We start from the raw sequence: 18,157 nt of genomic DNA, 5'->3' as shown, positions 1-18,157 counted from the left end.
TCCCTATTCCCTGTTCCCTATTCCCTTTCCTATTGAAATTACTGCAAACCCCACGCATTCTTTACTTCTGGGACTTTTCCAAATCAATACAGTCATTAGCTAACTGGTCAGCTTCAAGGTTTTGGGTTTTGTTAATCCAGATTAATTCGTAGAAATCCAGTTTATCAAGAAGGGTTTTGGCTCGGGTGTGAAAGCTAACCAAATTGTTGTTTTTAACCATATAATCCCCATGGAGCTGGTTAATTACTAGTTCGCAATCCCCATAGATTTTGGCTTCTTTTGCTCCCAGCTTTAGAGTCTTCTGTAGTCCAAGGATTAGCCCCATATATTCAGTTTGGTTCTGAGTAGTAAATCCTAAGTATTGAGAGACTGGATAAACTTCACCTTGGTACTGAATTATAGCACCACAGGCGGATTGATTAGTTCGTCTTTTGCTGACACCATCGAAATGAATAATAGCAATATTATTCGATTTATCTGTCATAATATTCTTTAGCTTGTAGGGAGTTTGGTTGTAAGCATTTAGCCGTCAGCGGTCAGCAGTCAGCGGTCAGTAGTCAGCGGTCAGTGGTTAGCCTTTAGCTGATAGCTGATCGCTGATATAGCAGAAGTCAGAAGTTTGAAGTCAGAAGTCAGAAGTTAAACTAGCTTTGTATCTAGGTTTGAGGAAAAGTGACTGTCCTAAACTAGGCTTCGACTGCTGTAGCTGATCGCTTACCTGTTCCAACCCTACTTTAATTGGTATTTTTTTACTGTCGAGCCACCTCTGTTCTATTCGCCTGCCAAATTTTAATCGTCCGATCAAATCCCCCAGTAGCCAGAAAACGCCCATCCCGACTAAAGGCAAGGGATTGTACCCAATCTTGATGTCCAGTCAACCAAGCAATCTGCTTACCAGTGTTCAAATTCCACAACCGCACCCCATCACGACTAGCACTAGCGAGAATTGTGCCATTAACTGGATTAATTGCGATCGCACGAATCTTTCCAGTATGTTTAGTCAAGGTATACTTAAGCTGCCAAGTCTGCGTATCCCAGACCCTAATCTTACCGTCATAACCACTGCTGACTAGGGTTCTACCATTAGGGGTAAAGGCTAGAGCACTAGTGATACCTTGATGAGCTCGAATAACGTAAAGGGGTTGTCCTGTGTTCAGATTCCAAATTTTAATCGTGCCATTCTTGAGTCCACTTACCAGGGTTTCGGCCTTGGGATGAAGCGCTAGGGAATAGGTTGGATGATCAAAATCTGCCAGAGTGTAAAGGGGACGTTGGTTTCTGATGTCCCACACCCGAATACCATCCAATCCCCCAGTCACTAATACCTTACTATCTGAGGTGATAGCTAGGGAAAGTAAATTGCTAGTATGCCCTAGAAAAGTACGGGTATAGTCTCCTGTGTATTCTTCCTGATTCCATTGCCACAAATTGATTCGACCATCCTCCCCGACACTAGCCAGAATTGTTCCATCAGCACTAAAAGCCAGGTCGGACACTGAGGTTTGGTGTACTCGCAGGCTATCTATTTCACGACCGGTTTTCAGCCACCATAATTTCAGATGAGCATCACTCCTGCTACCCCCACTGAGTAGCACTCGCCCACTGGGACTAAATGACAGAGCATCCACAGCGGTAGAATGGGCTTCAATGGTACGCAGCAATTGAGGAGTTCTCCAAGATTGAGCCTGGGATGAAGCCATTTCCGGTATAGCTGCAACCATTAGCCCGAGTCTTGGTTCCCTAGCGTAGGTGGTACTGGTGACCACTGTCATGATCCCGATCACAGTTCCCAAAATCGCCAACGGTGTTTTTTTCATTCTGGTTGTTCGCGTAGCGTGGCCTTTTGGCCAAGGTTAGGGCAAATCGTCTTACTTTTCACCGCGTCAGGGGGATGTTCTTGCCAACCCGAAATTATACCCAACAACTCGGACTTTAGTAGTTCCAATGCTTCTATTTGTTCGGTGATTGCGTCAATTTTGTGCAGTAGATGCTGCTTAACCGCTCCACAAGGTAACTCACCAAAGTCATGGATTTTGAGGATGTCTTGAATCTCACTAAGGCTAAGTCCTAGGGATTGGGCGCGTTTAATAAAAGCCAGTCGATTCAGCACCTGGTTGGTAAACAGGCGATAGCCAGAAGGGGAGCGGGTTGTGACTGGCGTAAGCAGACCAATCTCTTCGTAATAGCGAATGGTCTTCACGGGCAACCCGCTATGACTAGCTACCTGACCAATTTTGAGCCAGTCCTCTGAATTGGCCAAAAGGTCATTGGTAATTGGTAATTGGTAACTGACCACTGTTGACTATCCTCTCCCCTCTGTTGCCCCTATTCCCTTAGGGATGAACAGTGTGATCTTAAAACAGCTTGACCTATCGAGGTGGTTGACGTCGATGTGATTGACCCTTGACAGCACTCAACATCGGTAATGGTGGACGGGAAGAACTGGGGGGAAGATACCGCTCCACAGGTTGCTCAGCCAGTTCAGTTTGCTGACTTTGGCTTTGCCACCAACGGACTACCACTGCTATTCCCACCATCATCAGTCCAAAACTGAATAATGACCAGCGTCCGCCGACACCACCAATGACAGCATCCACCGCTCCGATAATCACGATGAAGCCTGAGATTGGCTCTTTACGGTAAGCTGACTTCAACACTCGATGCCATAAAGCATTTATCACGGCTTACTACTTACTCTATTTCACAGATTTACTTCTTTTGTAACAGAATAGGTCAAAATTGCCCAACTAGAGCACTAACGTTAGTTGGGAGACTTCACTGTTACTGAGATATATCTGATATATATAATTCTTCGACATCCGATACTTTTTAGCTACCAAAGTCTACCAAGATAGACATTAGCCCGCCAATGCAAGGTGATCGTTCACCCAGGGTGTATCTACCAAAGCTCTCAGGAATATCCCACGAGCGCCATTTATATCTCTATCCATTTTTTTACCATCAATTTGAGACTTGATGATTTTACTTCCACCAATTTTTACGAGTTCCCCTGTCCAGCTAACAGTTTTACTAGTGTAGGCTTCACAGACATCAACCACAAGCTTGCCTGTCTCAAAAGCTTTATGTTTTAAGAATTGCTTGAACCGATAATGAGCAAAGGAAAGCAAGTTGCGGACTGTTTTTGAACGAATTTTTCTCTCTTGTCGTTTTGACATTTGAGATGTCTCAAAGCTAGGCAGCAAAATTACATCAAAATTATCCACTAAAAATCGGGCAGTTTTGTGATGTAATTCATTGATTAAATTCTGGATCTTAATGGTCATTCTTCTAGCTGCTTTTCTCCTTCGACGTTTTTGCTTACCTCTTGATTTGCTGATTTTTGAGATTAGCGCATCCAAGTGGGCACATAAACGTTGAATTCTAGAAAAATCACCATCGCCAATCTTGCCTACAGAATTCTCACTGAAAAATGTTACAAAGGTTCTAACACCTGGATCGAGAGCAACTATTCTACCTTGATTCTCGGCTTTATTTCTAGTGGTCTTATAGGGAACTACTAGGTAATAGTTCCCATTAGTGCTAGTTAATCGACAGTCACATATGTGATCTGGTAGCCTTTCAGCAAAGGTTAACTCTCCTAATTTTGTAGGGTAGATCCCCTTTGCTGAAACAGCCGACTTTGGGATATAGCAAGACTGAACAGGATTTTTTCGAGACCTAAAACGAACCCGATTAACAACTCCAGTCAAATTGTATTTTTTCTTAGCCTCCCTGACACCCGTGCAAGCATCCTTAATCGCTATCGATTTTATCTGATAAGGTACTGACTTACACCATTCAGGGAGGTTATTGATAATGTCGGTTTTAATGGCTTTCCAATTAGCTTTAATATTCCCATCTTTGAGAATCTCTACGGTTTTATTGAATACATAACGAGATACTCCAAACCAGCGATTAATTAATTGACGCTGCTCAGTCTTTAGGAATAGTCGGATCTTTTTTGATTTTTGAACCGTAATTTTATTGTTCGTGGACTCGGCAAGAAAAGACCTGAATGATGGATAGAATATCGGCTGTGATTTCTGATTATGGGCAACTTTTAGGGTTGTCGAGAACCAGGATTTTTCCACCGTTAAGGCTGACCAAGTACTCAAACAGTTCAAACCCAAACCGGGTAAGTCTGTCGAGACAGGCAACAATAATCGTGAGCTGATCTCCGCGCATAAGTCGTTCCAGTATGGTTTTAAGACTTTTTCTTTTGTAGTTGAGTCCTGATCCGATGTCTGGGATGATTTCCGCTTCTGGTTAGAGGGAGTGCATATAGGCGACAAATCCCTCAAGGTCGTCTTTTTGTTTCCTGCTGCTGACCTAACTATAACAAAGAGTGGTAGGCGTAGCAGTATTAGTAGGCCTAAAGGTGAGTAAGCTTTCTGTATCAAATAGTCTATATCCCCTTGGGGTTCGCTCCCATTTGATAGTGCCATTGTCTGCGTACTTCCTCAAAGTGTTTTTACAGAGTCCTGTAAGTTCGACTGCCTTACGAAACGGTATTAGTGCCATGACTTAAGTCTACCAAACAATCATAGACTTTGAGATAATCTGTGGCACTTTTAGTTACTGTTCACTAACCCCAGAGCAACCGGGAAGTTCAAGATTAATTTTGCCAATCCTGGGAACTATGGCAGCAGTTATTCTTGAAAGCGCTTACAGGAGCAGGCCAGTAGCTTCAGCGACTTTCCTACTGACCGACTCTCCCACTGACTGACTCTGGGACTAGTTCTACTGTAAGCCTAACCAGGTTAATAAGTCTTGACCAGTAAAGTATTCAATTGCCAGAGTCAAAATAAAACCAATCATGGCAGCTCTACCATTCAAGCGTTCTGCGTAATCATTAAACCCAAACTTAGGTGACTGGAGTTGAGGGACTTTAGAGGGTTGGGGTTGCGTCATAGTGATAAAAGTTGCCAAGCTATAGTAGAGTTACGTGAAGTACCCTAGCCTGCTTCGCTGAGAATGCGTTCGCGTAGCGTGGCCTACGGCCATGGGATTGCTCGCATTCTCAACTCAATCAGGGACGGTCTTATTCGTCTTTCGGGTTTCCCGTTTCATCCGCCGATGCCTCAAACAGCAAGCTGCAATACGGTCTTACTCAGCGTCCACAGGCAGACATCCGCCTTCCGCAGACGTATAGTTTACTCGACAGACTCACCTTGGAATTACAGCACTATGGCTAACCAGCCGGGGCAAGTCTCTTCCCTGAGCTCTGCTAGTACTTTGTACACCTAATGGCCTAAAAACTGATAGGATATTAGACCATTTGTAAGGTAGCCTTTTAGTCAGTCAGGCGGGTCAGCAACCATCTTTATTCTAACATGAACCGTGATGATTTGTCATCAAAAGTTGTCGTCTCGCTATCCATCCTAGAGACGAAACCGATAGATAGGGTCGCCTTAATCAAAAAGTTTTAACCAAAGGTGCGCTTGACCCGTAATTAAATTCGCCACGGGTCGCACCTCTTTTATGCATAGCCGACTAACCATAAAGGCGACCCTATCCTTACGGTAACTTCAACACCCTGGAAGAGGGTGGGGAATTCCGCGAGTTTTGTTAACTTTACTAATTTTAACATTTAGATCATATTTAAATACAGCACCAGTACGCTAAAGAGGTAAAAGCATGGAAATAGGTGTTCCCAAAGAAACGAAAGATCAGGAATTTCGTGTGGGATTAACCCCCAGTAGTGTCAGGGTTTTACAAGAAGCGGGTCATACAGTTTTCATTGAAACTAATGCTGGCACTGGTGCTGGCTTTACCGATGAAGACTATCAGCGTCAGGGAGCCAAAATTGTCTTAGACGCGGCTGAGGCTTGGAATCGGGAACTAGTAGTCAAAGTCAAAGAACCCCTAGCGCCAGAGTATCCCTTGCTTCAAAAAGGACAGCTGTTGTTTACTTATCTACACTTAGCCGCTGACCGCCCTTTAACCGAGCAGTTGCTGCAATCGGGGGTGATTGCGATCGCATATGAAACAGTAGAACTCCCAGACCACACCCTACCGCTGCTAACCCCGATGAGCATTATTGCTGGTCGTCTTTCCGTACAATTTGGAGCCAGATTTCTGGAGCGTCAGCAGGGGGGAAGAGGGGTGCTGTTAGGCGGTATTCCCGGAGTTAAACCAGGTAAGGTGGTAATTCTTGGTGGCGGAGTTGTCGGTACAGAAGCCGCCAAAATCGCTGTGGGGATGGGAGCGAGAGTACAGATTTTTGATATTAATGTTCAACGGTTGAGTTATTTAGAAACTATCTTTGGCTCAAGAATTGAACTCCTCTACAGCAATTCAGCAGAAATTGAAGCGGCTGTTACTGATGCTGACCTGTTGATTGGGGCAGTGTTAGTCCCTGGTCGTCGTGCTCCCATTTTAGTCCCGCGCTCTCTGGTCAAACAAATGGTTACTGGCTCAGTGATTGTAGATGTTGCTGTGGATCAGGGAGGCTGTATTGAAACATTACGACCCACATCCCATACCAATCCCATTTATATCGAGGAGGGTGTCGTTCACTATGGGGTGCCTAATATGCCTGGAGCTGTTCCCTGTACATCAGCTGTGGCTCTAAACAATAGTACTTTCCCCTACGTACTCAGTCTGGCCAATCAGGGGTTGAGCACTCTGGAAAATAATCCCGCTCTAGCCAAGGGCGTTAATGTCCAGAATCACCAGTTGGTTCATCCAGCAGTCCGAGAAGTGTTTCCCGATTTAGCTGATGGCTAAGGTTTTATTGCTATAGCAATCTTAAATGATTACTATAGCAATCCTAAATCAATTGTGAGAATTTTTCGTAAGCATTCAGCTATCAGCCGTCAGCTATCAGGCATTGCTGAGGGGCGGAATGAATATGAGTGGGGTGGGCATCCTGCCCGCCTGAAAATTGGAACGGGCAAGATGCTCATTCCACAACTCCCTACTCCCTACTCCCTACTCCCTACTCCCTACTCCCTACTCCCTACTCCCTTTCCTTTAACATTTTCTTGCTAAAGTCTTGAGAAAATGTTTTAATAGAAATATCGATTAGTGTCCGCTAGCTTAAAAAAAGTTGTTAAATTTTTATTAAAAAAAGAATTAGCGACTGTTACCAATTACATGTCTTAGGAGCTTTTTAAGGTGATGCGTGATCAGGTGTTAACCTGGTTAGCAGATAATGTGCCGTCTTCTCGGCTACAGCATATATTGCGAGTTGAACAAATGTCCGTTGAACTCGCTGAGCTTCATCATATCAATGCTCAGCAGGCAGCTCAAGCAGGGTTGTTGCACGACCTAGCCAAATGCTTTAAGCCTGAGCGCTTGTTGCAAATGGCTAGAGATAATGCCATAGAAGTCGATCCAGTCTGTGAAGCCGCGCCTCACTTATTGCATGCAGATGTCAGTGCTATTGTTGCCCAAGAGCAATTTGGAGTCAAAGATGAAGCAGTATTGCAAGCGATCGCTCTTCATACTTTAGGACGTGAGGGGATGACACCCCTCAGTTGTGTGGTGTTTATTGCTGATACGATTGAGCCAGGTCGTGGTGAGACACCGGATTTACAAACCTTACGAAATCTCTCTAAGCAAGACCTATACAAGACTGTTTGGTTAGCCTGTGACTACTCGTTAAAATTCCTGCTAGAGAGTCCTCGTCCCATTCACAAACGTATGATATTGACTCGAAACTGGGCGCAACAGATGTCCAGGAAGACAACAGCTAAAAGAGACTGTAAGACAGATTGTGTAAATGCCTAAAGTCCCATGTGCCTAGCTTTCAGGAACGTTTCGTCAATAGCAGTGTGAGTATCAAATGAAGAAGCAACGAAAAGAAATGAAAAGAATTGTACAGCAAGTGATTAACCACAAGAAAACTTAATTACTATTAGAACAGATTGTTTTGTAGAGCGAGGAATCAAACGCTTAATGAGAGATCAAAATAATAAGCCCTCCACCTTAGTAACCCCTGATACCGAACACCAGGATGCTAGCTATGGGTTAGCACTAACCGTTGCTCAAGCAGCAGATGACCGCAAGGGTGCAGATATTGTGATTCTGTCGGTGTCAGAGGTATCGTACATCACAGATTACTTTGTAATTGTGACCGGGTTTTCTAGGGTACAGGTCAGGGCAATCTCTCAGTCGATTGAACAGCAAGTAGAAGAGGCATGGAACCGTTTACCTGTGCGAACAGCAGGAAAAGCAGAGGGAATCTGGATACTTCAAGATTACGGTGACGTGATTGTCCATATCTTGCTGCCTGAAGAACGGAAGTTCTATAATCTCGAAGCATTCTGGGGCCACGCGGAGCAGATTGAGTTTCAGGCATCCTAATTGCAGCACTCACAAAAGAATAATCATGAAATCTCCTGTTTATGTATGTCCTGTTCCAGAAGAGCAGCAACCCATAAATGAATACCAAGAACTAAAAGAATCTTGGTTTTTTAACTGGGCAAGGCTGGAACTACCAAATTATGTGATCAAGCTGGCGTGGGTTTGGGGGTTGAGCTGGCTGATTTCAGGGCCGATAGCAGCCGTGAGTTTTCCACCCCAAAAAGCTATAATCAAGTTTCTGCTCTGTGGTGGAGCAGGAGCAAGTATCTTCTTGATTTTAACTTTGCTGCGGTTATACCTGGGTTGGTTCTATGTAGGCGATCGCTTGATCAGAGAAACCATAGTCTACGAGGAGTCAGGCTGGTATGACGGTCAAACCTGGACAAAAACTCCAGAAATTTTGGCTCGCGATCGCTTAATTGTTTCTTATGAACTCCAACCAATTTTGCGACGTTTACACTGGACGTTCGGATTTTTGATTATAGTCGTGATTGGTGGCAACATAATTTGGCATGTGTTATCAGCCACCTAGCTCGATTGCTCCAACTAAGCTATAGGGTAGCTTTAAGTCTAATCCATGACCAGGGGAAAACGTACTCAAACACGAGCCTTAGAAGTCCGTTTACTACGGGAAGGCATTATCGAATCAGTTCATTCAGCTCAAGCGGTTGTTTGTGATGACCGGGGACGGATGTTATATGTTGCGGGTAACCCAGAAACCTCAACATTTATTCGCTCTGCACTCAAACCTTTCCAAGCCTTAGCGGTCACTACCACAGGTACCCTTGAGCGTTACAATCTCACGGACCGAGACTTGGCTATTATGTGTAGTTCCCATCACGGCACGATGGAGCAGGTAAGGCAGGTCTTTAATATTCTTTGGCGCTGTGATGTTGACCCATCAGCACTACAGTGTCCCATTCCCCCAGGCCAGGAAAGCTCACTCCAGCATTGCTGTTCTGGTAAACATGCTGGAATGTTGGCTGTTTGTCAACAAAGGCAGTGGCTAATCAAGAGCTATTTGGAGTATAATCATCCCGTGCAAATGTTAATCTTAAGCCAAGTAGCGGAGCTGCTACAGATGCCGGAGCAAGAGTTAATTCTCGCTCACGACGACTGTGGCGCTCCGACTTATTTTTTACAGCTACGGCAAATGGCATTATTGTACGCTCTGCTCTCTTCTGGTAATAATCTGGCCATGGAGCGTATTGTCCGCGCCATGATCAGTCATCCCCAGATGGTGTCCGGGGATGGGGGATTTGATACAGAACTGATGCGATTATCCGAAGGGGAACTGGTCAGTAAATCGGGAGCACAAGGGGTTCAATGTATCGGTCGCGTTGGGCAGAATATGGGTCTAGCCATTAAAGTCCTCGATGGCGCAAAATCTGCTAAGTATGCTGCAGCCATTGCCCTACTTAAGCAAATGGCTTGGATTACTCCTTCGGTGGCAGATACCTTGGAGTCGATGTTTATTAATCTCAGTAAATACAAACGTTTAGAAGTGGTTGGTGAGTTATCTATGCCTTAAGAGGTGAGCTTATAGCGGTTTTCAATTCGGTCAGGTACAAATTCTTGGGTTTTAGGGAGCAGGGAGCAGGGAGCAGGGAGCAGGTAAGAGGGAAGTCGGAAGTGGGAAGATAGTTATGAAAAACGCTGTATAGCTTTTGTATCTCGGTTGTCAATATGGGAATTGGCAAAAAAGGCAATAGGCATGCTAGCAATAGGGCCAATAGCTCCGAGCTTGTATTTTCCCGATTCCCGATTCCCGACTCCCGACTCCCGATTCCCGATTCCCTACTCCCTACTCCCCACACCCCGCTTGTATTTTCCCGACTCCCGACTCCCGATTCCCGATTCCCTACTCCCTACTCCCTACTCCCTACTCCCTACTCCCAGAGCACTGATAGAATTAATTTCAGAAATTTCCCATTTCCCCTTGCCACATTTGGAAATTAGGTGTTATAGTTAAAAAGACGACGCGGGATAGAGCAGCCTGGTAGCTCGTCGGGCTCAACAATCAAGTTAGCTAGACGCTTAATAGCGAGCTTGAGCATGGGCGGCACGAAGATAAATCTCCGTGTGTTTACCTGTCAAATTCGGGGAAGCCTGTAGCGAGGTAATCCCGAGCCAAGCTCCGAAAAGGAGAAGGTGTAGAGACTGGTTAGGCAGGCACCCTAACGTTTAAGGCGAGGGTGAAGGGACAGTCCAGACCACAAACTGGAAGATCCAGGCAACGAAAGTTGTAGTTGGTACGCATAACCCGAAGGTCGGTGGTTCAAATCCGCCTCCCGCCACCAAATAGAATATCGCGAAGCCCTGCAAGGTTTTATCTTTGCGGGGTTTTGTGATTTTGGGGAGTGGGGAGTGGGGAGTGGGGAGTCGGGAATCGGGAAAAGAATGAATAGCAGTAGAGTGGGCATCCTGCCCGCCGGATCAATAACAGTAGAGTGGGCATCCTGCCCGCCCCAAAATAAGCATGAAACTGGCAAGATGCCAGTTCCACCAAGATGCCCATTCCACCAAGATGCCCATTCCACCAAGATGCCCATTCCACCAAGATGCCAGTTCCACCAAGATGCCCATTCCACCAAGATGCCCATTCCACCAAGATGCCCATTCCACCAAGATGCCAGTTCCACCAAGATGCCCATTCCACCAAGATGCCCATTCCACCAAGATGCCCATTCCACCAAGATGCCAGTTCCACCAAGATGCCCATTCCACCAAGATGCCCATTCCACCAAGATGCCCGTTATCAATATTTTCGTGGCACAGGCTTCGACGCTGGGACGACCTAACTCTAAGCATGTCCATAGCGCATAAGCTGACGGCTGATAGCTGACCGCTGACCGCTGACTGCTGACCACTGACCGCTTACTATTACCGTAAACTTTCTAACACCTCTGTTGTAAAAGGATTTTCACCTTTCTTGAGAGCGTCAACCCAACCCTGTCGTTGTGCTTTCATTTTCTGATTATCTGTCCAGGTGATAAACACCTCAAAGTCTTCAATCGCACCTTTAATATTACCCGTTAACGCCCTAGCTAAACCCCGACTATCCTGTATATATCCTTCATCTGGTGCGAGTTCAACAGCTTTTTCACAGGCAAACATTACTTTATCAGCTTGGTTATACAGGCTACCATCCCAACAGAGTGCATTCCAAGAATTGGCAGAAATTTCTAAATTAGGATCTAGTTCTTGAGCTTTGTTGTAGCTTGATAATGCCTCATCAACTTTACCTTGAGCTGCTAATTCTTCCCCTTCACTAACAAAAAATTTTGCTGCAAGTTTTCTTGCTCTTGTCTGAGAGTCAAACTCTAAACTAGGGTCAAGTTCTAAGGCTTTTTCAAACTTAGAAATCGCCTCATTAATCTTACCATTCAATGCTGCTAATCTTTCCCCTTCTCTAACCCAAAATTTTGCTGCAAGTTTTCTCGCTCTTGTCTGAGAGTCAAACTCTAAACTGGGGTTAAGTTCTAAGGCTTTTTCAAACTTAGAAATCGCCTCATTAATCTTACCATTCCATTCTGCTAATCTTTCCCCTTCTCTAACAAAAAATAGTGCTGCAATTTTTCTCGCTCTTGTGTGAGAGTCAAACTCTAAACTGGGGTCAAGTTCTAAGGCTTTTTTAAACTTAGTAATAGCCTCATCAATCTTACCATTATCTGCTAATTTATCTCCTTGTAAAAGGAAAACTGTTGCTGAAGCTTCCACCCCACAAAGAGAACGCTCCTTATCACTGACATCAGGGTTATTTTTTAGGTAGTCATTCACCCCTTTACAAGCGTGTTTGAGGAGTTCATCTCGGTTAAAGTTCCACAATTTCACGGTATTGTCACTACTTGCAGAAGCGAGGTATTGACCATCTCGACTGAAGGTTACATCTGTGACTTCACCCTGATGCCCCCTCAAGGTTCCAACCAATTCCCCCTCGGCAGTCCACAATTTCACCGTCTTGTCACTACTTGCAGAAGCGAGATATTTACCATCTCGGCTGAAGGTTACATCTGTGACTTCACCCTGATGCCCCCTCAAGGTTTCAACCAATTCCCCCTCGGCAGTCCACAATTTCACCGTCTTGTCATAACTAGCAGAAGCGAGGTATTGACCATCTCGACTCAAGGTTACATCTGTGACTTCACCCTGATGCCCCCTCAAGGTGTCCACCAATTTCCCCTCGGCAGTCCACAATTTCACCGTACTGTCACTACTAGCAGAAGCCAGGTATTTTCCATCTCGGCTGAAGATTACATCTGTGACCTTATCCTGATGCCCCCTCAAGGTTTCAACCAATTCCCCCTCTGCTGTCCACAATTTCACGGTATTGTCACTACTTGCAGAAGCGAGGTATTGACCATCCGGACTGAAGGTGACATGATTGACCGAACCCTGATGCCCACTCAAGGTTTCAACCAATTCCCCCTCGGCAGTCCACAATTTCACGGTATTGTCCCAACTAGCAGAAGCCAGGTATTTTCCATCTTGGCTGAAGATTACATGATTGACAAAAAGCTGATGCCCCCTCAAGGTTTCAACCAATTCCCCCTCTGCTGTCCACAATTTCACGGTATTGTCCAAACTAGAAGAAGCCAGGTATTGACCATCCGGACTGAAGGTGACATGATTGACCGAACTTTGATGGCCAGTGAAGGTGTGCAGCAATTTGCCCTCTTGCGTCCACAATTTCACGGTCTTGTCCCTACTAGCAGAAGCGAGATATTTACCATCTCGGCTGAAGGTGACATCTGTGACCCCAGAGTGATGCCCACTCAAGGTTTCCACCAAATCCCCCTCGACTGTCCACAATTTCACCGTCTTGTCCAAACTAGAAGAAGCCAGGTGTTTTCCATCGGGGCTGAAGATTACACCACTAACATAAGTGAGGTCTTTTCCATCCGGGCTGTAGAAAAAACGATAACCCGAAGACTGATGCCCACTCAAGGTATCTACCAATTCCCCCTCTCGCGTCCACAATTTCACCGTCTGGTCATAACTACCAGAAGCGAGGTATTTTCCATCCGGGCTGAAGCTTACATTTATGAGCGGAGCCTGATTCCCAGTCAAGGTTTTAAGCAATTTTCCCTCTCGCGTCCACAATTTCACCGTACTGTCCCTACTAGCAGAAGCGAGGTACTTGCCATCGGGACTGAAAATTACATCTGTGACCCCAGAGTGATGCCCAGTCAAGGTTTTAAGGAATTTTCCCTCTCGTGTCCACAATTTCACCGTTTTGTCAGAACTAGCAGAAGCCAGGTACTTTCCATCTCCACTGAAGGTTACAGCCGAGACCCCACCTTGATGCCCACTCAACGTTGCAACCAATTTCCCATCTTGTCTCCACAATTTCACTGTCTTGTCCCTACTAGCAGAAGCCAGGTATTTTCCATCTCGGCTGAAGGTTACATCTGTGACCCAATGCTGATGCCCACTCAAGGTTTCAACCAATTCCCCCTCTGCTGTCCACAACTTCACCGTCTTGTCAGAACTAGCAGAAGCAAGATACTTTCCATCTCGGCTGAAGATTACATCATAGACCTCACCCTGATGCCCCCTCAAGGTTTCAACCAATTCCCCCTCTGCTGTCCACAATTTCACCGTCTTGTCCAAACTAGCAGAAGCCAGGTATTTTCCATCCGGGCTGAAGGTGACATGATAGACATCATCCTGATGCCCCCTCAAGGTTTTAACCAATTGCCCCTCTGCTGTCCACAATTTCACCGTCTTGTCCCCACTAGCAGAAGCCAGGTATTTACCATCTCGACTGAAGGTTACATCATGAACCAAATCCCGATGCCCATTCAAACGGTTAATTTCTCTTCGTTGAGAGACAGTCTGTCGTAGCAAGTCTGTACCTTGCATCAGAACATCTGTCGTTGGTTTCTTAGCTTGCTGTAATTCTTGATTTTTTTCAATGACATCCAACTGAACATCTAAACTTTTCTCCCCTGATAATAAGCGGGAATCTAATCTAGCAATAGTGGCTCTAAGATTAGCCTTTTGCTCATTAATAACGGCGTTACGCCATAACCCAAATGCTGTTGCTGCTAACCCAGAAATAGCCACAGAAAACCCAACCAATCCCCCGATTAGTGTTTGACGCTGACGCTGCTTTTGCTTTTCTTCCCTAACTTGTAACGCTTCACTCAAGCCAATAAACTCTTGTTCAGCTTGGGATAGTTCCTCCCCACGTTCTTTAAGTTTTTCCTGTGCCTGGACTAAAGCAGCTCCCCGCAATAACAGTCCCTTATCCCGGTTCATCTCCTGCCAGTGACCCATAGTTGCTCGGATTCTTTCTTGCCAACTACGGAATTCTCGGTCTGTTTCCATCCATCCTTTCAGTTGCCCCCAGTTACGAATTAAAGCCTCATGGACTACCTCCACAGTTTCTTGTTCAGCATTTTTAGCACTGGTAACAACGGTGCGACTGGTAACCACTAACCGGGCATCAGCTAATCGTTTAACTAATTTCCAGTTGGTCTCCTTTAATTCTACTTTGGTGGCGACTCGTCTAGTATCTTCGGTTCCTTCACCGGGACGCACTAATTGGATAAATATTCGTCTTACCCTTTCTTGTTCCTCTGGCTTGAGTTTACTAAATTCCCGATCAGCATAGCTGGTTAATGCACCAGAAACTTCACCGATTTCTTCATAGGCTTGGTGGGTTAATTGTTTGCTGGTGCGTTTTTTCCAAAGTTCAGTTAGGGCAAATTCCAACAATGGTAGATTCCCTGGTTCTTTATCCACATCCTTGAGAATGCGTTCCACCAGTCCGCCCTCAAAGCTAACCCCTACTTTTTGGGCTGGCTTTTCGATTACTTCTCTGAGTTCCTCTGGGTTCATGGAACGGATTTGAACGTTCACCTTGCGCCAGACATCCGCTAAGGGAGGATAGGACAACACATTCCCTAAAAAATCTGCCCGCATGGTGGTTACTAACACCGTTGATGAAGAAGACTCTGCTGAGCTAGATTGAAATGTTTTTGAGATAATATCAAGAAATAGACGACGGGTTTTATCATCCCTACAAAGGGTGTAGAGTTCTTCAAATTGATCAGCAATTAGTAAAATTCTCTGGTTAGGATGATTCCGGTGAATTGTGGCAAAGACATCAGATAAAGGTAATTCATCATCACTAAAAGATCTAGCCAACTTACGAGCTTGGATGATTGTGTCAGTAGAATCCAGGTCAGATCTGTATAGTGGAACCAAAGATTGAGCTAGAGCCAGAAAAGGGTCTTTACCAGGACGAAAATGGGTAAATTGCCAATGTCCGGCTTTTACTAATTTCGGCACTAATCCCGCTAGAACTACGGAGGATTTCCCACTACCTGATGCCCCCAATACCGGAATAAAGTTACGAGTTTGAGTCGCTTGGAATAGTTCTTCTATAAAAACATCACGCCCAAAGAAATACTCAGCTTCCTTGGGACTAAAGTGAAACAAGCCTTGATAAGGGCATGGTAGGTTGTCACTTGCTGTAGATTGATCTAAATCTTTGGGAGTAGTGCTGCTTTCCTTTTGGTAATGGTAATAATTGATAATTTGGATTTGTTTAACCTGCTCCCCAGGCGACTTCGGCTAATGTTCAGGAGGATTATTGTAGTTAATGGTTACTGTATGACCACTACCACCTTGAATCACAGGAGATTTATTATCCTTGTTGTTATTGACTTCACCACCAGATACCTTGTTGTAATTCACCTCACCACCAGATACTTGCCAGTTTTCCCCTTCCAGGTGGTTCAAATTCTTAATTTCTCTGGCTAATGCTTTAATCTCCTGGGCAAATTGAGAATCTGCTTCCATCGCCTCTTCTAAATATTTAGATACAACTTCTACATCAGTATCTGAACCGTATTCAGCAGAGCGTAAAGCTTTTTATGCCTTGGGATTACTACTTAACTTATCAATAATATTATGGCGCAGTAGATTAACTTTTTCTAGGGCTGCCTCAGTGAACTTTTCTACTGTAGTTTCCGCAGCTTTCGTACCGATAAAAGCAAGAGTGACAATAGCTAAAGCAGACATAGATTCCATATCTTACTGAGTGAAAAATAGGCGAGATTAACTAGGAATACAAGGAACAAATACAGAAAAATTATTTGTAATCCAGATTAACTCTGATAAAATAAATGAACATCCATGAATTGGCTTAGGTACGTTCGACTCAGTGATGGGACTGGGTGACTATAGCCTTTGGGCTACGCTACGCGATCGCATTTAGTACTCGATTCTAGTTTCTGCACCAGCGAAAGTCACACAACAACCCAAACCACAGTATCTCAGTGGTAGACTGCAAACAGATCACAAGTGCAGTCACTAGGGATAAGGCTGTTGGGAAGGGTGAATCTCATGTTTGCTGTTTGACCCGGTGGGTGGAATGGGCATCTTGCCCGTTACAATCGGACGGGCTATCCCAACACTGGCTACGAGGCGGACTATTCCAAAGGTGGCGGTGCGTTACGGGACGGGCTATCCCAACACTGGCTACGAGGCGGAAAATTAGGGCTCGCCCCTCCCTAACGCACCCTACGCACTAACTTCAACCTCCTAACCTTCAACCTCCTAACCTTCAACCTTACAACCTTCAACCTTCAAACCCTCTAACCTTCAACCTTCAACCTTCAACCTCCTAACCTCCTAACCTCCTAACCTTCCAATCCCATTGGTTAAACAACGACTCGACAAATTATTAGTAGACCGTAACCTGTGTGAATCACGACAGCGAGCTCAGGTGCTGATTCGTGCGGGTGAAGTCATGGTAGATGGACAAATATTAGATAAGCCAGGCACTGAAATTAAGACCACCGCTCAGATTCAGGTCAAAGAGAAACCCCCTTTTGTATCCAGAGGAGGGCAAAAACTTGCCAAAGCCTTGGAGGTATTTGGAATTTCAGTAAACGGACGCATTTGCCTAGATGGTGGCATTTCCACCGGTGGCTTTACCGACTGCTTGCTAAAAGCTGGAGCAAAACAGGTTTATGGTGTTGATGTGGGATATGGACAAGTAGCCTGGAGTCTGCGCAATGACCAGCGGGTGGTGTTGAAAGAACGTACTAACTTACGCTATCTTCAGCCAGCCGACTTGTACGGTGTTTCACCAGTCCCGAATCAGGGTCAAGTCTATGCTGATTTAGGGGTAGTGGATGTCTCCTTTATTTCCTTAACCAAAATTCTTCCTGCTCTGTGGCAACTGCTATCCCCTCCCCGTGAGGTAGTGTTCCTAGTCAAGCCTCAGTTTGAAGTTGGTCGTGACCGTGTCGGGAAAAAGGGAGTAGTCAGGGACCCCAATCACCGTGCGGATGCGATCGCAAACGTTCTAGAATCCGCCAAACAGCTGGGTTGGCAGTACAAAGGATTAATCTCCTCTCCCATTACTGGCCCCGCCGGAAATATCGAGTACTTACTTTGGCTAGCCATGGATAGTGTATTACCCTATCCCAATTTAGCAGCAATTAGAGAGATTACCAGCAATAGGGAATAGGGAATAGGGAATAGGGAGTAGGGAGTAGGGAGTAGGGAGTAGGGAGTAGGGAGTAGGGAGTAGGGAGTAGGGAGTAGGGATTTACTACTCCTTAATCGTTGCTATCAGTTCCCTAAAAACCAGGAATAAATTACCTCAAACAATTGATATTATTGTAAGCTATTTATGATAGCTGATAGCTGACTGATGACTGCTGATTGTTTACATATTATTTATAGATAAAACCCCAAACTAAACATTTTTTTGTAATTGTAAAAAAATATTGCAATTTTAAAATTTTACTTGACATTTCCCGAGATATTAGTAATAATAAAGATGTCCAATATTTCCCTAGCATTTGTGGACAAAGAGCCGCGC

The 18,157-nt window shown here is 45.0% G+C and carries 20 protein-coding genes; 8 read left to right on the top strand and 12 right to left on the bottom strand.

Translation table 11 applies throughout. The annotated features are described in order from the left end of the window. Positions 1 to 61 precede the first annotated feature (61 nt). The 8 genes from F6K51_RS10800 to F6K51_RS10765 form a co-directional block, all read right to left on the bottom strand. Positions 62 to 484 (bottom strand): ribonuclease HI family protein, encoded by a 423-nt coding sequence (locus F6K51_RS10800; protein ID WP_293020205.1) that lies wholly within the window; start codon positions 482 to 484, stop codon positions 62 to 64. 265 nt (positions 485 to 749) lie between these two features. Next, complete coding sequence (locus tag F6K51_RS10795; protein WP_293020203.1) at positions 750 to 1,817, bottom strand: WD40 repeat domain-containing protein; 1,068 nt, start codon at positions 1,815 to 1,817, stop codon at positions 750 to 752. Continuing rightward, positions 1,814 to 2,296, bottom strand: coding sequence for a heavy metal-responsive transcriptional regulator (locus tag F6K51_RS10790; protein WP_293020202.1), 483 nt, complete (start codon positions 2,294 to 2,296; stop codon positions 1,814 to 1,816). Before F6K51_RS10790 ends, F6K51_RS10795 begins: the two co-directional genes overlap by 4 nt. Positions 2,297 to 2,369: 73 nt before the next feature. Beyond that, entirely contained in the window at positions 2,370 to 2,678 is a 309-nt protein-coding gene (locus tag F6K51_RS10785) for a hypothetical protein (protein ID WP_293020291.1), read from the bottom strand. A 180-nt stretch (positions 2,679 to 2,858) separates the two neighbouring features. Next, on the bottom strand, positions 2,859 to 4,091 hold the full coding sequence (locus tag F6K51_RS10780; protein WP_365939942.1) for a transposase: 1,233 nt from the start codon (positions 4,089 to 4,091) through the stop codon (positions 2,859 to 2,861). Further along, positions 4,048 to 4,197: a hypothetical protein gene (locus tag F6K51_RS10775; RefSeq protein ID WP_293020287.1), complete on the bottom strand. Its 150-nt coding sequence runs from the start codon at positions 4,195 to 4,197 to the stop codon at positions 4,048 to 4,050. The genes F6K51_RS10780 and F6K51_RS10775 overlap by 44 nt, the downstream gene beginning before the upstream one ends. A gap of 132 nt (positions 4,198 to 4,329) precedes the next feature. Beyond that, on the bottom strand, positions 4,330 to 4,521 hold the full coding sequence (locus F6K51_RS10770) for a MerR family transcriptional regulator (protein WP_293020200.1): 192 nt from the start codon (positions 4,519 to 4,521) through the stop codon (positions 4,330 to 4,332). 219 nt (positions 4,522 to 4,740) lie between these two features. Then, positions 4,741 to 4,929 (bottom strand): hypothetical protein, encoded by a 189-nt coding sequence (locus F6K51_RS10765; protein ID WP_293020303.1) that lies wholly within the window; start codon positions 4,927 to 4,929, stop codon positions 4,741 to 4,743. Between the two features lie 708 nt (positions 4,930 to 5,637). On the opposite strand from F6K51_RS10765, the gene ald reads away from it, so the two are divergent. From ald to F6K51_RS10730, 7 genes are all read left to right on the top strand, one after another. Then, positions 5,638 to 6,729 (top strand): alanine dehydrogenase, encoded by a 1,092-nt coding sequence (ald, locus tag F6K51_RS10760; RefSeq protein ID WP_293020198.1) that lies wholly within the window; start codon positions 5,638 to 5,640, stop codon positions 6,727 to 6,729. Between the two features lie 54 nt (positions 6,730 to 6,783). Beyond that, positions 6,784 to 6,993: a hypothetical protein gene (locus F6K51_RS10755; protein WP_293020196.1), complete on the top strand. Its 210-nt coding sequence runs from the start codon at positions 6,784 to 6,786 to the stop codon at positions 6,991 to 6,993. A 129-nt stretch (positions 6,994 to 7,122) separates the two neighbouring features. Further along, a complete protein-coding gene (yqeK, locus tag F6K51_RS10750) occupies positions 7,123 to 7,734 on the top strand; it encodes a bis(5'-nucleosyl)-tetraphosphatase (symmetrical) YqeK (RefSeq protein ID WP_293020286.1) in 612 nt (203 codons plus the stop codon). Positions 7,735 to 7,902: 168 nt separating this feature from the next. Then, the gene (gene rsfS / locus F6K51_RS10745; protein ID WP_070392641.1) at positions 7,903 to 8,310 is read left to right on the top strand and encodes a ribosome silencing factor; all 408 of its coding nucleotides are present in this window, start codon (positions 7,903 to 7,905) and stop codon (positions 8,308 to 8,310) included. Between the two features lie 25 nt (positions 8,311 to 8,335). Next, the gene (locus tag F6K51_RS10740) at positions 8,336 to 8,842 is read left to right on the top strand and encodes a CGLD27 family protein (protein WP_293020192.1); all 507 of its coding nucleotides are present in this window, start codon (positions 8,336 to 8,338) and stop codon (positions 8,840 to 8,842) included. 45 nt (positions 8,843 to 8,887) lie between these two features. Beyond that, entirely contained in the window at positions 8,888 to 9,841 is a 954-nt protein-coding gene (locus tag F6K51_RS10735; RefSeq protein WP_293020190.1) for an asparaginase, read from the top strand. A gap of 147 nt (positions 9,842 to 9,988) precedes the next feature. Further along, positions 9,989 to 10,282 (top strand): hypothetical protein, encoded by a 294-nt coding sequence (locus F6K51_RS10730; RefSeq protein ID WP_293020188.1) that lies wholly within the window; start codon positions 9,989 to 9,991, stop codon positions 10,280 to 10,282. A gap of 205 nt (positions 10,283 to 10,487) precedes the next feature. On the opposite strand, the gene F6K51_RS10725 is transcribed toward F6K51_RS10730, so the two are convergent. From F6K51_RS10725 to F6K51_RS10710, 4 genes are all read right to left on the bottom strand, one after another. Further along, entirely contained in the window at positions 10,488 to 11,180 is a 693-nt protein-coding gene (locus F6K51_RS10725; RefSeq protein WP_293020186.1) for a hypothetical protein, read from the bottom strand. A 13-nt stretch (positions 11,181 to 11,193) separates the two neighbouring features. After that, on the bottom strand, positions 11,194 to 15,759 hold the full coding sequence (locus F6K51_RS10720) for a WD40 repeat domain-containing protein (RefSeq protein WP_293020185.1): 4,566 nt from the start codon (positions 15,757 to 15,759) through the stop codon (positions 11,194 to 11,196). A gap of 135 nt (positions 15,760 to 15,894) precedes the next feature. After that, positions 15,895 to 16,122, bottom strand: a complete 228-nt coding sequence (locus F6K51_RS10715; protein WP_293020183.1) for a hypothetical protein — start codon at positions 16,120 to 16,122, stop codon at positions 15,895 to 15,897. 72 nt (positions 16,123 to 16,194) lie between these two features. Then, the gene (locus F6K51_RS10710; RefSeq protein WP_293020181.1) at positions 16,195 to 16,344 is read right to left on the bottom strand and encodes a hypothetical protein; all 150 of its coding nucleotides are present in this window, start codon (positions 16,342 to 16,344) and stop codon (positions 16,195 to 16,197) included. Positions 16,345 to 16,981: 637 nt separating this feature from the next. On the opposite strand from F6K51_RS10710, the gene F6K51_RS10705 reads away from it, so the two are divergent. Continuing rightward, positions 16,982 to 17,800 carry a TlyA family RNA methyltransferase gene (locus tag F6K51_RS10705; RefSeq protein ID WP_293020179.1) on the top strand — a complete coding sequence of 273 codons (819 nt, stop codon included), beginning with the start codon at positions 16,982 to 16,984 and terminating at the stop codon, positions 17,798 to 17,800. Positions 17,801 to 18,157 lie beyond the last annotated feature (357 nt).

Origin of the sequence: Moorena sp. SIO3I8 (genome assembly GCF_010692325.1) — a bacterium.
Taxonomy (GTDB): Bacteria; Cyanobacteriota; Cyanobacteriia; order Cyanobacteriales; family Coleofasciculaceae; genus Moorena.
This window is presented reverse-complemented; position numbering and strand designations above follow the sequence as displayed.